Raw genomic sequence first — 19,505 nt, 5'->3', positions numbered from 1 at the left:
GCTTGACCACTAGATTTACTTGAATAGCTTGATTTTAGCTATGCCAGCTAGTACTACTTTTATACATTTTACGCTATATTTAAAAAATAACCAATATAAAACATATAATAATTTAACTAAATTAATAACATAAACTATCAAACTATTATCAAATTTAAAACATTTTATTTATTTTTTAAATTTAAATTTAATATTATTTAATGATTTAATAGCTTATTAGATACTATTTATAGCCAAAATCTATACTTAAACTTTTCATCTAAAGATAAGTTGTTTGGGTGAGAACCGACTTCCCCTTGGGGTACTTTTAAGCCATATTGACCATAAAAATCTTTCCAATATTGGGAAACTGAGAGATCATTTAGTGATATATAATTAAGGTAATGTTCTTTAAAAAAGATACCTTTATTTGCGTATTTAAATAATTCATGAATAAGCTCAGAACAATAAAACTTTCCTGATTGGTTTGGTAAAAATAAATCATTATACTGACAACCAATTAACTTGTGTGCATACTTGATAACATTATTAAGAAAATCATCTTTTTGGGCTGTGCGCCCAACTAATATTTTATTATTAGAGTACCTAGCTAAATCAGCGATTATGACTCCTTCAGTTTTTACTGACTCTATAATTCTACTGTCACCAATATATAAGCTACAATGGTAATAACTATAATCTCCGTAGCCAACAGATAAGTTAGAAATATTTTTTTCATAACTATCTACTATAAATAACACATCTCCTTTTCTCAAGCACTGACTAATACTCAACTTAACAACCCTTTTAATTTATCTTCTGTAACTACATTAACACCCAACTCTTGTGCTTTTGTAAATTTGCTGCCTGCATTTTCACCACAGATGACCATATCCGTTTTTTTAGAAACACTTGAAGTAACTTTAGCTCCCATAGATTTCAGTAGCTGCGTTAAGTCTGTACGGCTATAATCTTCAAACGTACCTGTGATAACTATTATTTTATTATCAAAATTACTGTTAGTAACTTTTTCTATCTTTCTTGGATTAGATATTTCTATACCAACGTTTAGTAAATCTTCCATTATTCTTATATTCAAAGAGTCTTGCCAGAAAGAAATTACATTATTAGCCATAATTTCACCGATATCATTTATAGATATTAGCTCATCAAAACTAGCTTGACGAAACTTTTCTAAACTACCAAAATAATTTGCTAGCGATTCTGATGATACTTCTCCAATGTCTTTAATCCCAATAGAAAAAATAAACCTGGCTAAGCTAGGGTTTTTACTATTGGTAATTGAATCTAAAACATTTTGTGAAGACTTAACACCCATTCTCTCAAGATTAACTAATTGCTCAAAGGTAAGCTTATAGATATCTGCTGGATATTTAATTAAATTATCTCTAACTAGTTGTTCAATAAGTTTAGCTCCAATTTTATCAATATCCATAGCTTTACGAGAAACAAAATGTTTTAGGCGTTCAGCGGTTTGTGCCTGACAATGCCAACCTCCTGTACAACAATATATCGCTTGATCATTAATGTTTTCAACAGGTGAATTACAAACTGGGCAGTTGCTTGGCATTTCTATAAGCTTAACTGACGTTTTACGATACTTTGGTAGACTTCTAACGACTTCTGGTATTACATCTCCAGCTCTGCGTACGATTACTCTATCACCCACACGGATATCTTTTCGCTTTATCTCATGGATATTATGTAATGTAGCGTTTGAGACTATAACTCCACCAACTGCAACAGACTTAAGTCTAGCTACAGGAGTTATAGCACCTGTTCTGCCTACTTGAAACTCAATATTAATAACTTCTGATTCTACTTCTTCGGCAGGAAACTTATATGCTACAGCCCACTTTGGTGCTCTTGAAACATAACCAATAGCCTCTTGAAGCTTAATATCATTAACTTTAAAAACTAAACCGTCAATGTCATAATCCAAATCTGCTCTACTATGGCTCATTTGGTGATAATATTCTTCAATAGCATTAAAATCAGTTGCTAACCTCATATGATTACTTATAGTAAAACCTAAGCTTTTAAGGTAGTTCATAAGCTGATATTGAGTGGGAGGGTGTTCAAAGTCTTTAGAATAATATCCTACTCCATAACAATATAATTTCAACGGACGTTTAGCTACAATTTTAGAATCCAACATACGTATACTTCCAGCAGCTGCATTACGAGGGTTTGCAAAGCTCTTTTGACCATGCTCTTGCATATAGTTATTAAGTGCTAAAAAACTAGCTTTATCTAAAATAATCTCTCCTCTTACTTCTAGCTCCTTAGGTGGGCTATTCGTATTTAATCGTAAGGGCACGTTTCGGATAGTTTTAACATTTTCTGAAACTTTTTCACCTTGAACTCCATCACCTCTAGTTACAGCATAATCAAATCTACCATTTTTATAAAAAATGCTTATAGCAAGCCCGTCCATTTTTGGCTCACACTCTAATTCAACATTTGAAAAATCGAGTTTTTCATAAAAACTTTTAAGTTCTTCCAAGCTAAATACGTTAGATAGTGAAAGCATTTTTTTCTTATGCTTAACAGTCTCAAAGCCTTCTAAAACTTTTCCACCTACTTTATCTAAAACTGAATTTACTGGGGTTAATTCAGGGTGTTTAGCGACCAAACTTTGTAAAAGCTGAAAAAGTTTATCATAATCACTATCTGTTATTATCGGTTTATCTAATGTGTGATATAGATAACTTTGTTGACTAAGATAATCAGCAAGCTTATCTATAGTTGATTTTAACTCAGCAAAAGCTAAACTATCATAATCCGTATAAAAAAACGTTCTTGGTGTCATAAGCTAATTTAAATATTCGTATTTAAAATTTCATTGGCTAACATTTTATACTATTTGGCTCTTTTTTAAATCACCTAAACAATTGAGCAATAACTATAATTGTAAGCTCAGTTTCTTTTTAGAGCTTAAATTAAAAATATTTTTACCGTAAATATTTTTTGTAAAAAATTATATGGTACATACATTAGATTCAAGGTATAATGATAAGAAAACAAGCATAAAGAAATAAACTATGAAAAAAATTATAGGTTTCGCATTATTAGTAACTTTATCTTTTACTGGCGTTTACGCAAAAAATTTACAGCTTATGCAAGATAATATACAAAAGGCCCAAGAGGAAAATTCTTCCTCTTAGAAAAGCAATACAAACTCTAAGACCCTTCTAAAACAATATAGAATAAGGCTAGATCACTTATTCAAACTATAAAGACCTCTCTAAGGAACAAAAAACTTATAATCTGTCACATATAAAAATTGCTATAAATCAAGATTTTGGATGTTATCCAAATAATACTGGCGATTAGCTTTGTCTTGTAAATCTAAGAAATCAAAAGAAGGTTGTTCAAATTCTGATGAACAAATCAAAGAAGATTTGCTGTATAAAATTATTAGTCATGAATGTTTATTTGCTAGAATTAGGCTTATTAGTTTAAAGTAAAAGTAAAAAGGGGAAATATTATGGCTACTTTAGTTGGTACACAGTCAAATTTTGCTAAAGCGCTTACTGAATTGGCAGAATTAGATTTTGATGCAATAGAAGCTTATGAAGCTGCTATTAACAGACTAAAAAATATAAACTATAAAGAACAATTACAGCATTTCAAACAGGAGCATGAAAAACATGTACGCGATCTAAACGAAATTTTACTTCTTCATGATCATGAAAGAGTAACAGGCCCTAGTATGAAACAATGGCTAACTAAAGGTAAGGTAGTTATTTCTAATATAACAGGTGATGATATAGGCATACTTCAAGCAATGATTACAAATGAAGAAGATACTAATACTGCTTATGAAAGAATGTTAGACCGCCAGGACAAATGGTCAGATGCTGTTGAAGTACTAGAAAAAGGCTTAAAAGATGAAAGGCATCATAAACAATGGCTCAAAGAGACTATTGCAGCTAAAGGTATAGAATAACTATAACTCACTTAGGCTCTTTCCAAATTTTATAAATAAATAAGCCATAGATGGATTTTTATCAAATTTTCTACAGCCAAAATAAAATTTGGATACTGACTCATCCTTAGGAAAGGGCTATAGGAAAAACCCTACCTTGTACCAAAAATTTTATCTCCTGCATCGCCTAATCCTGGGATAATATATTTTTCCTCGTTCAAATGGCTGTCTATAGCTGCTGTATATAACTCAACATCTGGATGAGCTTTTTTTAACGCTGCTATGCCTTCTGGGGCTGCTACAAGTGTAATGATTTTAATATCTTTAGAACCTGCTTTTTTAAGTAATGAGACGGTTTCTATCATCGAACCACCGGTTGCTAACATAGGATCAACTATTAGTGCTATTCTTTCATCTAACTTATCGCAAAGCTTTGCAAAATATGGTACTGGTTTAGCTGTTTTTTCATCACGGTACATACCCACCATACTTACTTTAGCTGCTGGTATATGCTCAAATACACCATCTAACATACCTAGCCCTGCTCTTAAAATAGGTACTACTGTTAATTTTTTACCTTTAATCTGTTCAACTGTAATTTTTCTACCTTCCCAACTAATAACCTCTACTTCTTCTAATTCAAAACTTGCTGTTACTTCATGTGTCAATAAACTAGCAACTTCTTTTGTCAAGCGCCTAAACTCTTGGGTACTAATATCTTTAACACGCATAAGTCCTAACTTATGTCTAACCATTGGATGTTTTATTTCGACTACTTTCATATTAAAAATTAAATTTAAAAGTCTTTGTTATTTTTAAGATTTTAACATATTACCGACATTTCTTTGACAAATTAGTTTTTAAAAATAGTTTACTTGCCCTAGTATAACCTTTTGGTTAGCTCCTGTAGCAGCTGGAACATTATTATATTGTCTATGGAGAGTTTCATTACCAAGTACAGCAAAAGCTATAGCCTCTTTTGCGTCACTATTTTCCCCAATATCCTCAAAAGTCAGTATAGTTGTCTGATTAAGTAACTTTTTAATTTGCATAATTAAAAAGTTATTGTAGGCTCCTCCACCTGTGAAAATAATTTCATCTAAATCATATTTATCAAATACAAAGCTTTGATACGCTCTAGCTATACTCTCGGCTGTAAATATAGTTAATGTATGCACAATATCTTCTGGTTGCTCGTCATTATATTTTTTTATAATCTTATCTGTATAACTAATTCCAAAAAGCTCTCTGCCTGTTGATTTAGGAGGTTGTTGGTTTAGGTATGGATTTGCCAAAAGTTCTTCTAACATTTTTACTATAACCTTTCCTTTTGATGCTACATTGCCATCTTTATCATAACTCTTAGCAAATAGCGTCTCCATCGCCCTATTAATCATCATGTTACCAGCACCTGTATCAAATGCTATTATTTGATCAATACTGGCTCCTTTTGGGATAACTGTCGTATTAGCAATCCCACCAATATTGTGTAAAGCTCTTGATTTATTTTTATCACGATATAGTAGATAATCCACATACGGTACCAATGGCGCACCACCACCTCCTGCTGCTATATCTGCTGCTCTAAAATTTGAAACAACTGTAGTTTTACATTCATAAGCTATAGTAGCAGCATCACCTAATTGCAAAGAAGACTTAACAAAACCGGCTTCATTTTTTGCTTGGTGATAAATTGTCTGTCCATGGCTTGCTATAAACTCAATTTGTTCTAAAGCCACGTTAGCTTTTTTTAATAATGCTTTAGTAGCATTTGCATACTCTGTGCCAAGCTTAAAATTCAAACTACATAACAATTGAGCACTACTAGTGCTTAAGTCAAGAGCTTTCTTTATATCCTGTAAAACATCATTAGAGTAATTATAAGTTTCAAATGTAACTAGTTTAATCTTTGTATTTAAACCATAACCTTTAACTTTACATAAAGCTACATCTATACCGTCCAAAGATGTGCCTGACATTAGGCCTATACAATATTTATATTCGTTCATACTTAACACTTTTCTAACTCTAAAAGCTCTTCCCAAAGGGTATACTTTTGTTCTAATTCAGTGTTAAGTTTATCAAGCTTTTGTTGTATTACTTTGATTTCAGACTGGCTTTTTTGATAAAACTCCATTTCACCCATTTGATTTTCTATCTCTGAAATACTAGCCTCTAGTTTTTCTATTTGACTAGGCAAGTTACGTAAAATCTTTCTCTGTTCATAGCTAAGCTTATTTAAGTTACTAGCTTCTTTATTATCTTTTGCCTGATTATTATTTGTTTTATTGATGGTGGCTTTACATTGAGATAACCAATCATCATACCCACCAACATACTCCTCAAGCTTACCGTTCTCAAAAACTATTGTGCTAGTAGCAACATTATTTATAAATTCTCGATCATGACTTACTAAGAGTATTGTACCTTGATAGTTTATAAGTAGCTCCTCTAATATTTCTAGAGTTTCGATGTCCAAATCATTTGTTGGCTCATCTAGAACAATAACATTACTAGGCTTTGATAATATTTTAGCTAATAAAAGACGATTTTTCTCACCACCTGATAGATGTGTTATAGGTGCATGTAACCTATCAGGGGTAAATAAAAACTTTTGTAAATATGTAATAATATGAACCTCTTTACCTCCAATGTTGATAAAATCAGACCCTTCTTTTACATTATCTACTACGCTTAGTTTCTCGTCTAGCTGGTCTCTTAGCTGATCAAAATAAGCAACTTTTAAATTATCCGCATGAGAAATAATACCCTCAGTTGGTGATAAAGTTCCTAACAAGCAGTTTAAAAGCGTACTTTTACCACAACCATTTTGCCCAAGGATTGCTATTTTGTCACCACGATGAATTTCTGTAGAAAAGTTTTTAAATAAATATTCTGAACGATATTTGAAGCCTAGATTATCAGCTTGTATTATCTTTTTTGATGAAGTTTTAACATGAGATGTGCCAATATCAACCTTACCAACTTTGTGTTTACGTTGGCTTAGCTCCTTACGCATTTGTTCTAAAGCTCTTACTCTACCCTCATTTCTTGTACGACGAGCTTTTATACCTTGACGTATCCAAGCTTCTTCTTGAGCTAATTTTTTATCAAATTCACTATTAGCTTTTTCTTCAGCATGCAAAATCTGTTCTTTTTTTTCCAAAAATTTAATATAGTTCCCCTCAAAAGAAAAAAGGTGTCCTCTATCTAGCTCAACTATACTTTTAGCAACATTATTTAAAAACTTTCTATCATGTGTAATAAATAATATGGCTCCATTAAAATTAGCTAGAAATTCCTCTAACCATTTTATCGAGTCTATATCTAAGTGGTTTGTTGGCTCATCTAATAACAGCAGGTCTGGCTTTTTAATTAAAGCTCTAGCTAATATAACTCTTCTTTTCATCCCACCAGAAAGATCTTTAAATATAGCTTTTGGGTCTAGCTTTAACTTGGATGCTAAAATCTCGACATCATTTAAGTAATTCCAAGCATGATTTTCATCTATATATTTATGTAACTTCTCCAACTTTGGTGAATTAGGATTACTAGCTAAAGTTTGCTGATACGCTATGAGCTTCTCCCCAACCTCATCTAAGCTAGATAATATAACATCTGCTATACTTCCTTGAATACTTGCAGGAACCTCCTGGATCATACTTGAAACTACAGCATTATTGTGAATAATAACTTCCCCGCCATCAGGCTGAATTTTATTTTCAATAATTTTGAGCAACGACGATTTACCTGTGCCGTTACGTCCAATAAGACATATTCTTTGGCCTTTTGTGATTTCTAGATTAACATTGTTAAGAACTATCTGAGTACCAAAATTTAAACTGATATTTTTAAGCGAAACTAACTGCATTTATATACTTTTGTTAATAAAGTTGTAGATAGCTATTTTACCTTTTCATACAAAACTTTGGTAGCTAATATAAATATTATAATAGCAACAAAATACATTCCTCCGCCAAAAGAAATAGGTGAGGTTGATGAAACTGACGCTAAATGTCCCATCATAATATCATTTAAAAACCAAGCTAGACCAAAACCAGCTCCCGCTGCACCCATGGCTTTGCCTTGCTCTTTATCAGAAACAGCAAAAGATATCATTGACAATAATGCAGTATAACAAATTAGCTGTGCCATTGATGAGATAATTCCTATTAACCACTGTAATTTTTCTACCCCTAGAAATAAGCCTACACTTATAAGAGATGCTCCGCATACTACAGCAGCCAATATAAAAGCATTGTTGTTAGAAAACTTGGCAAAAACTTTGGGTTGTAAAGTTAAGCTTGCAATTGCCGTTGCTAAACCTATTACAGCATAAAATATACCGACTTTTGATACGCTATAGCTATAAGCTTGTGTTAAAAATAATGCTACCCCTTGACCATAAAATCCCCAACCACATTGCACCAAAAGATAAACTACTCCGATAGCTCTTATACGCTTATCTGAAAGCAAAAAAGATATAGTCGTATAAATAGTACCAAGTTCTATAACTAAACCAGGGTTTTTTGGCAAATCTCGCTGCATCGCTATATATATAAATAACATATTTATAAAAGATAAAACACCAGCGAAAAAAAATGGCAAAGTATGACTTATATTCAAAGTCGAAACTAAACTTGTAATCACCGGCCCTATCACAAAACCTAAAGAGCCTGCCATCGCTATAAATCCAAGGTTTTTAGATTTTTCTTCTTCAGTAGAAATATCTATAACAGCAGCTTGAGCTATTTCAAATGCTCCGCCTGCCAAACCACTAATAAATCTACTAGCTATAAACAAAATATAGTTATGTGAATAAATAGCATAGGCAGATAACGCATATGACAAACAAGTTACAAAAAGAGCTACCATCAAGATAATTTTTCTCCCATACTTGTCAGATAATTCACCAATAACAGGACAACCTATCATTAGACCCAAAGGCCAACACGCTAACGCTATTGAATAATACCAGTTTTGGAAATTACCACTAGGGTCACCAAATGTAATACAAGTATTATCAAAAAATAATGAAGGCATAATAGGGAAAACTAAACCTATACCCATTATATCAACTATAATCGTAGTGATAAGTATTACTATTACTACGTTTTTTGAATGTAAATTCATAAGAGACTCTCTATTATATTTTTTTTTAAAAAAGAAAAATCGAATAAATACTACTTAAAAACAGTAAAGATATCAATGCTTAGACATCTGCAAAATATAGTTATGCTCAATTGCTAGCTTTTTCACCGAGCTAAGAAACATCTTGATACAGAAGGTAAAATTTGCGTCTGTTTCATTCAATAATTCAACATCTTTTATTAATGGCCGTATGTGCTTTTCAAATTTTAATAGTTCTTTATAACTTATCCTTTTGTGTTTTTTAATATCATATACAATATCTGATAAAGATTTCATGATATAGTCTTTAAATGCTATAAATACTGGTTCTTGGTCTAGTTTAGCCACTAGTGTAGGATCTAGTGAAGCTTCAATATATTCATACATAACTATCATATATCTATAAATTCTGCGTATATATAGGCCCATTTTCTCATATTCTCTGACCCTTTTAGCAGAGCCTTCATATTTAAGCTCTTTTAGTAAAGATAACTGTTTTGTAAATTCAAGAAAGATACTTTCTCTAAGTTTTTGATGGGACTGGTTACGCTCTATAAATAAAATTTCAAAAAAGTCTCTAATTTGTGAAACAGTTTTTACATAGCTTTGTTTTATTCTTGTTTCAGCTCTTATAGGGAAAACAAAACGGTTAACCATCAAAGCTATAGCTATCCCTAGGGATATCTCCTCTGCTCTTTGGATTGCAATTTCAACACTGGGACGAGCGTTTAGGATAATAATTATTATTGTTATACCAGCAAGAGTACCAGCATAACTATATTTTGATGAAGCTCCTGCAAAATATACAGATAACATCAAAAAGGGTAAAACCATAATTATTTGCAAAGACTTATTAGCGAGAAATACCGTTATTATCATAGCTATTATCGCACCAGCTACAGTACCTAAAAACCTCATAAGTGCTTTATCCAAAGCCCCTCCTAAGTTTGGCTGAGTCGACATGACTACTAATACAGTTATTACCATCCATAAATACATTTGTTTAACTTCAAAAAAATCACCCAAGTAGAAACCTACTAAATAAGCTATCGCTACACCTAATGTAGCTTTCATAGCATTAATTGCTGCATACTTATTACTGTTTAAAAATGCAAATTGCATATATATTCACTATTTGATTTGAAACTCTTTCTTAGAGTTATTTTAACATAAACAATGCTTCTAAAGGCTTTGTTATCTAATTAATTACATAAGCCAATCGATCATAAAACCCTTATATAATTACCGTGCAGATGAAAAACTCCAAATATAATCCATGATCTAAGAGCACCTCGTATCAAATATGAGAACACAGTTGTTGCAAGCTACGACCTTATGATGGTTTCAGAAAGCTTAATAAAATTAGTTCATTAGCTTATAACTTAACAGGTACGTTCATTCAATAATTTCGGAGAAACTTAAATATAAAATAACTAGAGCAAATAAATTAAAAATGTTACTTGTATTTTTGTTTAGTTTTAAGTATAAATAATTTAAAACTTATTTTAAAATAATAAAGGTGCTTAATGAGTTTTCATCTATATAAGAATAATAATGGTATAGCCATAGATCATTATGAAAATAAAATATTAACAAACTTGCCAGATAAAGATGCGAGCGTGCTTTGTGAGTTGGTTTACGAAAGTAGAGCTTTAGATTTTGCTCTTAATTCACCAGATTTGAAGGATTCCTCACTTGCTAATATTTTCTATGAAAACAAACGTAAGGTTATAGAAGATAAAGAACTTAATTTATCCCCGGATGTAAAAGATGCCTTAGAACAATACCCTCATAATTACTATCCAGTATTAGCAAAATATAAGTTGGTGGCTACAAGTTTAGATCTTGTATCAAAGACTCAATCAAATTTTTTTGGTACAGCACCAAGTTATTATGCAATTGTAGTGGCTAATGTTAATGATAAAGAGAATAAAGGTATTTATATTATTAATAGAGGTACTGACAAAGCCTGGGATTATTGGTCGGATTTAAAAATGGGTCACGGTAAATTAATACCAAGTGCTGAAATAATTCCGCATATGATAGCAGGTATAAATTTTACACAAGAAGTATTAGCTCAATACCAAGTAAGAAGTATCGGTTTTAGCGGTCATAGTTTAGGTGGCTCAATAGCGCAAATCCAAAGCATAAGATTTTTTGATTATAAAAAAGGCTTAAGCTTAGCTCCGACTAAGTGTTTTGAGCCTTTTGGGACTAAGTCAGAGGTTGATCCAAGTTTTGGCTTTAGGTTTAAAAATAAATATTATTATTCTGATATTAACTTATGGAAGGGTTTTCGTTCTCAAGTATGTAATGTGGGTATAGAGTGGAAATGTAATAGTTGGCAAGAACTAAGTGACAGATTAATCCATAAGTATCAAAGAAATGCTAAATTTATAGCAAACAATATTAAGAATTTTATAAGGCAAGGCGATATAATAGCTGAGTTGTCAGCACAAATAGGTGATTCAATAAAGTTAACAACAAACATTAATAATAATTACTATAACTATATACCACAGCAAACAAGTGGATTAATAGCTGTACCACAGTTTTTATTTGAGTTGTTAAGAAGGTTAACTATACATAAGATAAGTTGGTATAGGTATAATACATATGCTGAGAACGGTGACTTAATTCCTAATCAGATCGATAAGAAAAATGTAAAAATATTTAAGTTTTCAGCAAATTATAAAGATATACAAAGTTTTAGAGAGGCATTTAAGGATGATAACTAAGATTTCAAAAAAGTTTTTTATTTTAACTTTGTTATTAAGTATTATGTTGCTCACATCATGTGCTAAATCATTATGGCTAGGTAATAAGCTTAGTGATAAAGCAACAAAACAGCAACAAGAACAAGTTATGCAAGAAGTTATGCAACTCCTTAAACAAGAATATAATCAGCCATTTAAATTATTAAATTATAAGTATGAATATAAAAAACATTATGATTTGGGTGGTAATTGTCACTATTGTGATGTTGTGAAATATGGTACATATTATTTCAAAATACAAGCTCTAGATAATCCAATTATAGTTATGGATTTTAGAATCGATGATATTAATAAATCATCAACCAATGAATTGTTAGAGGATTTTAAAAAGAGGCAATTAAAAAGCGTTTATTGTGCTGCTTTTCCAGCATATTATCGACAGTCCATAGCAAATAAAACGAAGGTATTACAACCATATACTAAGCAGACAGAAAATTTTTGTGATAGTAGAAATCAAACAAGCTTTCATAATCCTAGAGATTACTACTTAAAACATCAAGATGAATATAAATAGAATTGGCTTTTTAGTTAAAGTATGTGTTTGGTACAAGTTAAGAATAGATCGTTTTAGCAGTCTATTGCTTGGTGCTTGTGTCTTTTAAAGCACATTTGCGTTTAGCAGTTGTTAAGCCATTGAAATAGCAACTACAACTGTTTGAGCATCGCGAGTTTTGTAGTTGCCAATGGCATACAACTAAGCGATAGCATGTGCTAGGCATTTTTGCATACTTTTTTTGCGATGAAAAAAGTATGTCGCTAAAACTTACATAGTAAGTAGCGAAACTAATCATACTTCGACTACGCTCAGAAACCGAGCACGAAAATAACTGTATACAAACATTTTAATGACAAACATTATCCAATACTTTAATATGTAACTAGGGCTATGCTTCAAAGATCAAGCTCAATAGCATAAAAATGATCATTTACTTGTTAAAAAAGATAGGAGTTTTATGATATCTAAGTCAAATTATAAGAATTACCCTAAAGAAGTTCCAAGCCATATCAAAATCCCTGAGATCACTTTAAGTGATATGCTTAAAATAGTAGTTGAAAACTTCTCCTCTCGTGAAGCTTTTATATGTCAAGGTCAAAAGCTAAGCTTTAAACAAATTGATGAATATTCTGATATGTTTGCAGGATACCTACAACATAAATGGGAAGTAAAAAAAGGTCAACATATCGCCATTATGTTACCAAATCTACTACAGTTTCCTATTATTATTTTTGCGTTAATAAAATTAGGCTGCGTTTTCGTAAACATCAACCCTCTTTATACAAGTAAAGAAGTCAAAGGAATTCTTAAGGATTCAAAAGCAAAAGCAATTATCGTACTCTCATCATTAGCACATACTGTGGAAGCAATTGCTGCCGAATGTGAAGACCTTACGCATATGATGGTTACACATATCGCAGATTTATATTCTACTCCAAGAAAACAAATAATTTCTTTTGTAGCTAAATATACTAAAGGTATGAAAGATAAATATTCAAAAGATAAGTTTGACTCGTTCTCTAATGCCATAAAAGCAGATTATAAACCTGACTACTCTAAAATAGAGGTGGCTCCCGATGATATGGTAGCCTTGCAATACTCTAGTGGTACAACAGGTACACCCAAAGGAACTATTCTTTTACATAAGAATATCGTTGCTAATATATATCAAATCAAAGCATGGACAGAAGGCTTTAATATTAAACTTAGTGAACAAATTGTATTAACTACCCTACCTATTTATCATATTTTTAGTCTCACAGCTAATTTATTTCTTTTCTATTTTTCTGGTGCTCTACAGATTCTAATCCCAAACCCAAGAGATATTAATGGGCTAGTAAACCAAATGAGAAAAAGCAACTTCTCAACTATTTTTGGGGTTAACACCCTTTATGTTGCGTTACTAAATAATAAAAAGTTTAGAAAAAGTAACTTCCCTAATTTCAAGCTTTCTATAAGTGGTGGGATGTCAACCGTCAAAGCAGTAGCAGATGAATGGAAAAAAGTTACAGGTGTGAATATCAAAGAAGGCTATGGCTTATCTGAAATGTCACCGGTTGTCACTGTAAACTCACTCGAAGATTCTGAGTTTAATGGTACCGTTGGATATCACCTACCAAATACAGATATCAGAATATATGATGAAAAAGGTAATGAACTTCCTCAGGGAAAAACTGGTGAAATCTTGGTTACAGGACCTCAAAAATCTCCTGGATTTTGGAGTTTGCCAGAAATCAACAAGGAGCACTTTACTGATGATGGCTGGTTAAAAACAGGGGATATGGGATACCTCGATGAATTAGGACGCTTGGTTATCTCAGGAAGGATAAAACATATGATTATTGTTTCAGGGTTTAATGTTTTCCCTAAAGAAATTGAGTTAGCTCTTATTGATAAACATGAAATACAAGATGCTGCTGTTGTGGGTATACCTTCGGTAGAGACTGGTGAAATGCCCGTGGCATTTGTAGTACTAAAACCGCACCAAAAATTAACAGAAAAAGAAATTATCTCTTACTGTACTACTAAGCTTGCACATTATAAACTACCGAGAAAAATCATTTTTAAGGATGAACTTCCTAAGAATACTGTTGGAAAAATAGACATTAAATTGTTACAGCAAGAAGCTCAGAAGTATAAATAGAAGGTTTTTAAAGTTTTGTTTAAGGAGTCAAGAAGATGTTAAATAGTTTATTTAATGTAATATACAAAAAGGCTAGAAAATCAATGCCTACAATTTCTAAAACTGAGCAAACTGCATTAAATGCTGGTGATAGCTGGTTTGAACAGGATATTTTTCAAGGTAAACCTGATTTTGAGAAACTCCATAACTTACAGAAATTCAGCTTATCAGAAGAAGAAAAATCTTTCTTAGAAAATGAAACCACACAACTCTGTGATATGTTAGATGACTGGAAAATCAATTATGTAGATAAAGATCTAACAAAAGAAACTTGGAAATTTATAAGAGAAAAAGGTTTTTTTGGTCTAGTTACTAGCAAAGAGTACGGAGGCAAAGGCTTTTCAGCAGCAGCACATTCAGAAATAGTCATGAGAATTGCGACAAAAAGTGTTACTGCAGCAATCACTGTCATGGTACCTAATTCTCTAGGTCCTGGAGAGCTTCTGCATCATTACGGTACAGATGCACAAAAAAAATATTACTTACCTCGTTTAGCTGCTGGTCAAGAAATCCCTTGCTTTGCTCTAACAGGTCCAACTGCTGGTTCTGATGCAACATCTTTACCTGATAAAGGAGTTGTTTGCTATGGTGAGCATAATGGAAAAAAAGTCCTAGGTATTAGGCTAGAAAATATTAATAAACGTTATATCACATTAGCACCTGTTGCAACTTTAGTAGGCTTAGCATTTCAATTACAAGACCCTGAAGATTTATTAGGTGGCACTGGCGAAGAAGGTATCACGTGTGCACTATTACCTCACGATCACGAAGGTTTAGAAATTGGCAAACGAGGTTTTCCACTGGGGCAGGCTTTCATGAATGGTTATATCAAAGCTAAAGAAGCTTTTATTCCTATAGATTGGATTATTGGTGGGCAGAAAATGGCTGGAGAGGGTTGGCGAATGCTAGTGGAATGTTTATCTATTGGCAGGTCAATTTCTTTACCTGCATGTGGCTCTGCTAACACACTTATGTCAGCTATAATCACATCTGCATATAGTAACGTAAGAGAACAATTTAAAGTACCTATTGCACACTTTGACGGTGTCCAAGAGAAATTAGCTGAAATTGGTGGTCTGGCATATTTAGCAAATGCAACGCGTGAGTTTACTGTATCTGCTGTTGATGCTGGTATCTCACCATCAGTTGCCTCTGCTATTGCTAAATATCATTTAACTGAAATGGGTCGTACAACAATTAATAATGCTATGGATATTCATGGTGGACGAGCAATAATTATGGGGAAAAATAACTATTTAGCTATTCCCTACATGGCAACACCAATAGGCATTACTGTTGAGGGTGCAAACATTATGACACGTAACTTAATGATCTTTGGTCAAGGAGCTATGCGTTGTCACCCATACATACGTGCTGAAGCTGAAAGCTTGATGAATTTAGATGAAGAACTTGGACAAAAAGAGTTTAGCAGTCTTATGAAAAAGCATATTTGTTATACGCTTGGTAATAGCTCTAGAACTCTTTGGTATGGTTTAACAGGAGGAATTACTGCTAAAGGATATCAAAGTAAGTTTAAACACTATTACAAATATATTACCCACATGAGCACAGCTTATGCATATATTAATGATTTATCACTTATTGTATTAGGTGGCGGATTAAAAAGAAAAGAAAGATTATCCGCACGTCTAGGAGATATTATGAGCTATCTATATATGGCTTGTGCTGTATTAAAATTTTACAAAGATATAGGTGAACCTGAAACTGATGATGCTTTTGTACATTGGAGTTTACAATATTGCTTATACCAAGCACAACAAGCTATGCTGGATTTATTTAGAAATTTTCCTATTAAGATTTTAGCTTTAAAAATGAAATTTTTTGTATTTCCATATGGTAAAAAATTCAAAAAGCCTTCTGATAAACTTGAAGCTGAAATCTGTAAAGAACTTTCTACAAATAGTGCAACTCGTAACTGGATGAAAACTAGATGTTATATCCCGAATGATGATCAAGATCCAACTGGCAGAGTTGAAAATGCTTATCTGACAATATTAGAGACTATACCAATTAAACATAAGGTTATCCAAGCTATCAAAGCGGATAAATTACCAAAAATGACTTGGACAGCAGTGACCGAAGAGGCTTATGAGCAAAAAATTATCACTTCTGATGAGTTAAATAAAGTTAAAGAAATGTTAGCTAAGGTTAATAACGTCATCCAAACCGATGAGTTTGACGATTATGCTTTAGGACCTAAAAACGCACATCCTGAATGGCAGAAAGAAAAACCTTAAAAAGGAGAGAAATATGTCAATTTTAGAGCAAAAATTCAATGAAATGGTTCAAGCAGTGCGGGATGCAACCATTGATTTTAAACCAGATAACAATCAAAAACTAAAACTCTATGCTTTTTACAAACAAGCAACTGAAGGAGACATCCAAAGCAAAGCTCCATCTGCGTTTAGGATGGTCGAACGTGCAAAATGGATGGCATGGAATTCAGTTAAAGGAATGAGTAAAGAAAACGCCATGCGTGAGTATCTAAAAGTTTTTGGCTCTGAATATTTACCTGAAGAGGAAACTATAATTCAGGAAGGTAGCTCCGAACCAGCTACTACAGTAAAACCAGAACCTATTTCTAGAGAGTCTCAACGTAAAGCTATTGATAAAATTGCTGTACTTGGAGCTGGTGTTATGGGTTCGCAAATTGCAGCTCATTTTGCTAATGCTAGATTTCCAGTAGTGTTATTTGATTTAAAATCAAAAGAAAGTGAACCAAACTCTATAGTCAATGAAGCATTGCAAAAATTAACTAAGCTTAACCCAGCTCCTTTTGGCTCAGAAGATTCTATTAAATATATAACCCCAGCAAACTATGATGATAACCTGTCTCTTTTAGAAGATTGCGATTTAATAATTGAAGCTGTTGCAGAACGTTTAGATATTAAAGAAAAACTATATAATAAAATTGCTACTTATATTAATCCAAATGCTATTCTAGCAAGTAATACTTCTGGACTAAGTATTGCCACTTTAGCAAATTTTCTTCCAGAAGATATAAAGGTAAATTTCTGTGGAGTGCATTTCTTTAATCCTCCAAGATACATGCCTTTAGTAGAATTAATTCCTCATTCTACTACAAATACAGATGTATTAGATAAATTAGAAACTTTTTTAACAACAAAACTTGGTAAAAGCATAATTCGTGCTAAAGACACGCCTAACTTTATAGCTAACCGTTTAGGTGTATTTTCAATGCTAGTAACATGTCACTACACAGAAAAAATGAATATCCCTCTTGAGGTTGTCGATTACCTAACTGGTAAGAAGCTAGGTCGTGCAAAAAGTGCTACTTATCGTACAGCAGACTTAGTAGGACTAGATGTACTTTCGCATGTTATTGACACAATGAAAGACAACTTAGAAGATGGTTGGGAACAGCTATACCAAACTCCTAGCTGGATCAAATCACTGATTGATAAAGGCTCTCTAGGACAAAAAACCCAAAAAGGTCTATATATCAAAGAAAATGGCAGTATAAAAGTCCTAGATTTAGAAACACAACAGTATCGAACTTCTGAGAAAAAAGCTGATAAAGAAGTATCTGAAATCCTTGCAGAGAAAGATTGGGGTAAAAAGCTAGAAGCGTTAAAAAATAGTAAAAATTCTCAAGCTCAATTTGTATGGGCATGTTTTAGAGAAATGTTTCACTATGCTACTGTTCTGGTTGGTGATATATGCAACTATCCCAAAGATATGGATTTTGCTATCCGCTGGGGCTTTGGATGGAAACAAGGGATATTTGAAATTTGGCAGCTAGCTGGATGGCAAAAGGTTAGTGGCTGGTTAAAAGAAGAAATATCTGCGGGTAAAACTTTATCTAATCAACCATTACCAAAATGGGTTGATAAACTAGAAACTGGAGTTTATGTCGATAATAAAGAATTTAGCTTTACTGATAATGAGTTAGTGCTGCGTGATAAATTACCTGTATATCAGCGCCAATTATTTCCAGAAATGGTTGTTGGTGAGCATAGCACACTTGATATTGAAACCTTATTTGAAAATGAAGGTGTCAAATTATGGCAAATTACTGACTACAAAGGAGTTGGTATTTTATCATTCAAAAGTAAAATGTGTGCAATTGGTGATGATGTTCTTGATGGAATATCTCAAGCAATTGATATCGCTGAAGAAAAATGTCAAGCCATGGTTATCTGGCAAGAACAAGATGTTTTTTCCGTTGGGGCAAACTTAGAAGAATTTGGCATGAAATTTATGATGAATGGTAAAGATGCTATAGAATCGATTATTCGCAAAGGTCATCAAATAATCACGCAAAAATTACGCTATAGTAAAATTCCAGTTGTTACTGCAGTTAAAGGTTTTGCATTTGGTGGTGGATGTGAAACTATTTTACATAGTGATGCTGCTGTGGCTGCATTTGAAAGCTATATCGGACTAGTTGAAGCTGGTGTTGGGATTATCCCTGGCTGGGGCGGGTCAAAAGAAATGGCGCAACGTGCTAGCCAAGCTCAAGACCCATGGAAAGACTTTGAGCGACGCTATAAAAATTTAGCTATGGCACAAGTTGCTAAAAGTGCTTGTGAAGCTAAAGAAATGGGCTTTTTACGCGAAGATGATATAGTTGTAATGAATACTAAAGAAATTCTATCAGTAGCTATCAAAAAAGCTCAATTAATGGCATTTGTTGGCTACCAACCTCCTTTAAAACAAAAAATTAAAGTCTTTGGTGAAACAGGGATTGCTACAATTAAGGCTTTACTTGTCAATATGCGTGATGGTAATCAAATCTCTGAACATGATTATAAAATCGCTGTAAATCTTGCTGATGCAATGTGTGGGGGAGAAATTGAAAAAGATACTATGGTTTCAGAGGGCTGGTTATTAGAAAGAGAGCTAATAAACTTTATTGAGTTAGCCTCTTCAGAAAAAAGTGCTGCGCGTATGCAACATATGTTAGAAACTGGTAAGCCATTAAGAAACTAATTTTAAGGAGTATTC

15 protein-coding genes are annotated in these 19,505 nt (G+C 32.7%); 8 read left to right on the top strand and 7 right to left on the bottom strand.

Annotated features, from left to right (window positions below; translation table 11 throughout):
- Positions 1–227 precede the first annotated feature (227 nt).
- Entirely contained in the window at positions 228–773 is a 546-nt protein-coding gene (locus FRA_RS02125; protein WP_035721477.1) for a YiiX/YebB-like N1pC/P60 family cysteine hydrolase, read from the bottom strand.
- The gene (gene ligA, locus FRA_RS02120) at positions 770–2,812 is read right to left on the bottom strand and encodes an NAD-dependent DNA ligase LigA (protein ID WP_035721475.1); all 2,043 of its coding nucleotides are present in this window, start codon (positions 2,810–2,812) and stop codon (positions 770–772) included. The genes FRA_RS02125 and ligA overlap by 4 nt, the downstream gene beginning before the upstream one ends.
- Before the next feature lie 232 nt (positions 2,813–3,044).
- Between ligA and FRA_RS02115 the strand changes: the two genes are divergently transcribed.
- The 3 genes from FRA_RS02115 to FRA_RS02105 all read left to right on the top strand — a co-directional run bounded on the left by FRA_RS02115 (position 3,045) and on the right by FRA_RS02105 (position 3,952).
- Positions 3,045–3,167 carry a hypothetical protein gene (locus FRA_RS02115; protein ID WP_280954105.1) on the top strand — a complete coding sequence of 41 codons (123 nt, stop codon included), beginning with the start codon at positions 3,045–3,047 and terminating at the stop codon, positions 3,165–3,167.
- A gap of 171 nt (positions 3,168–3,338) precedes the next feature.
- Positions 3,339–3,470 (top strand): hypothetical protein, encoded by a 132-nt coding sequence (locus FRA_RS02110; RefSeq protein WP_321174142.1) that lies wholly within the window; start codon positions 3,339–3,341, stop codon positions 3,468–3,470.
- A 20-nt stretch (positions 3,471–3,490) separates the two neighbouring features.
- Positions 3,491–3,952 (top strand): DUF2383 domain-containing protein, encoded by a 462-nt coding sequence (locus tag FRA_RS02105; protein ID WP_035721473.1) that lies wholly within the window; start codon positions 3,491–3,493, stop codon positions 3,950–3,952.
- A 131-nt stretch (positions 3,953–4,083) separates the two neighbouring features.
- On the opposite strand, the gene upp is transcribed toward FRA_RS02105, so the two are convergent.
- From upp to FRA_RS02080, 5 genes are all read right to left on the bottom strand, one after another.
- On the bottom strand, positions 4,084–4,713 hold the full coding sequence (upp, locus tag FRA_RS02100) for a uracil phosphoribosyltransferase (RefSeq protein WP_035721472.1): 630 nt from the start codon (positions 4,711–4,713) through the stop codon (positions 4,084–4,086).
- Positions 4,714–4,791: 78 nt separating this feature from the next.
- A complete protein-coding gene (gene anmK / locus FRA_RS02095) occupies positions 4,792–5,940 on the bottom strand; it encodes an anhydro-N-acetylmuramic acid kinase AnmK (protein ID WP_035721471.1) in 1,149 nt (382 codons plus the stop codon).
- Between the two features lie 2 nt (positions 5,941–5,942).
- Entirely contained in the window at positions 5,943–7,802 is a 1,860-nt protein-coding gene (locus FRA_RS02090) for an ATP-binding cassette domain-containing protein (protein WP_035721470.1), read from the bottom strand.
- A gap of 32 nt (positions 7,803–7,834) precedes the next feature.
- On the bottom strand, positions 7,835–9,064 hold the full coding sequence (locus FRA_RS02085; RefSeq protein WP_035721469.1) for an MFS transporter: 1,230 nt from the start codon (positions 9,062–9,064) through the stop codon (positions 7,835–7,837).
- Positions 9,065–9,136: 72 nt separating this feature from the next.
- On the bottom strand, positions 9,137–10,183 hold the full coding sequence (locus tag FRA_RS02080) for an FUSC family protein (protein ID WP_035721467.1): 1,047 nt from the start codon (positions 10,181–10,183) through the stop codon (positions 9,137–9,139).
- Positions 10,184–10,587: 404 nt separating this feature from the next.
- On the opposite strand from FRA_RS02080, the gene FRA_RS02075 reads away from it, so the two are divergent.
- The 5 genes from FRA_RS02075 to FRA_RS02055 all read left to right on the top strand — a co-directional run bounded on the left by FRA_RS02075 (position 10,588) and on the right by FRA_RS02055 (position 19,490).
- Positions 10,588–11,799, top strand: coding sequence for an alpha/beta hydrolase family protein (locus FRA_RS02075; protein WP_464110830.1), 1,212 nt, complete (start codon positions 10,588–10,590; stop codon positions 11,797–11,799).
- Positions 11,789–12,352, top strand: a complete 564-nt coding sequence (locus FRA_RS02070; RefSeq protein WP_035721461.1) for a hypothetical protein — start codon at positions 11,789–11,791, stop codon at positions 12,350–12,352. The genes FRA_RS02075 and FRA_RS02070 overlap by 11 nt, the downstream gene beginning before the upstream one ends.
- A gap of 439 nt (positions 12,353–12,791) precedes the next feature.
- Positions 12,792–14,477 carry a long-chain-fatty-acid--CoA ligase gene (locus FRA_RS02065; protein ID WP_035721457.1) on the top strand — a complete coding sequence of 562 codons (1,686 nt, stop codon included), beginning with the start codon at positions 12,792–12,794 and terminating at the stop codon, positions 14,475–14,477.
- Positions 14,478–14,512: 35 nt separating this feature from the next.
- Positions 14,513–16,774 (top strand): acyl-CoA dehydrogenase, encoded by a 2,262-nt coding sequence (locus FRA_RS02060; RefSeq protein WP_035721454.1) that lies wholly within the window; start codon positions 14,513–14,515, stop codon positions 16,772–16,774.
- A gap of 13 nt (positions 16,775–16,787) precedes the next feature.
- Positions 16,788–19,490, top strand: a complete 2,703-nt coding sequence (locus FRA_RS02055) for an acyl-CoA-binding protein (protein ID WP_035721451.1) — start codon at positions 16,788–16,790, stop codon at positions 19,488–19,490.
- Positions 19,491–19,505: the final 15 nt, after the last annotated feature.

The organism is Allofrancisella heilbronnii (assembly GCF_000710735.2).
Classification (GTDB): domain Bacteria; phylum Pseudomonadota; class Gammaproteobacteria; order Francisellales; family Francisellaceae; genus Francisella; species Francisella frigidaquae.
The sequence above is the reverse complement of the archived record's forward strand: the minus strand, read 5'-3'. Positions and strand labels throughout refer to the sequence as shown.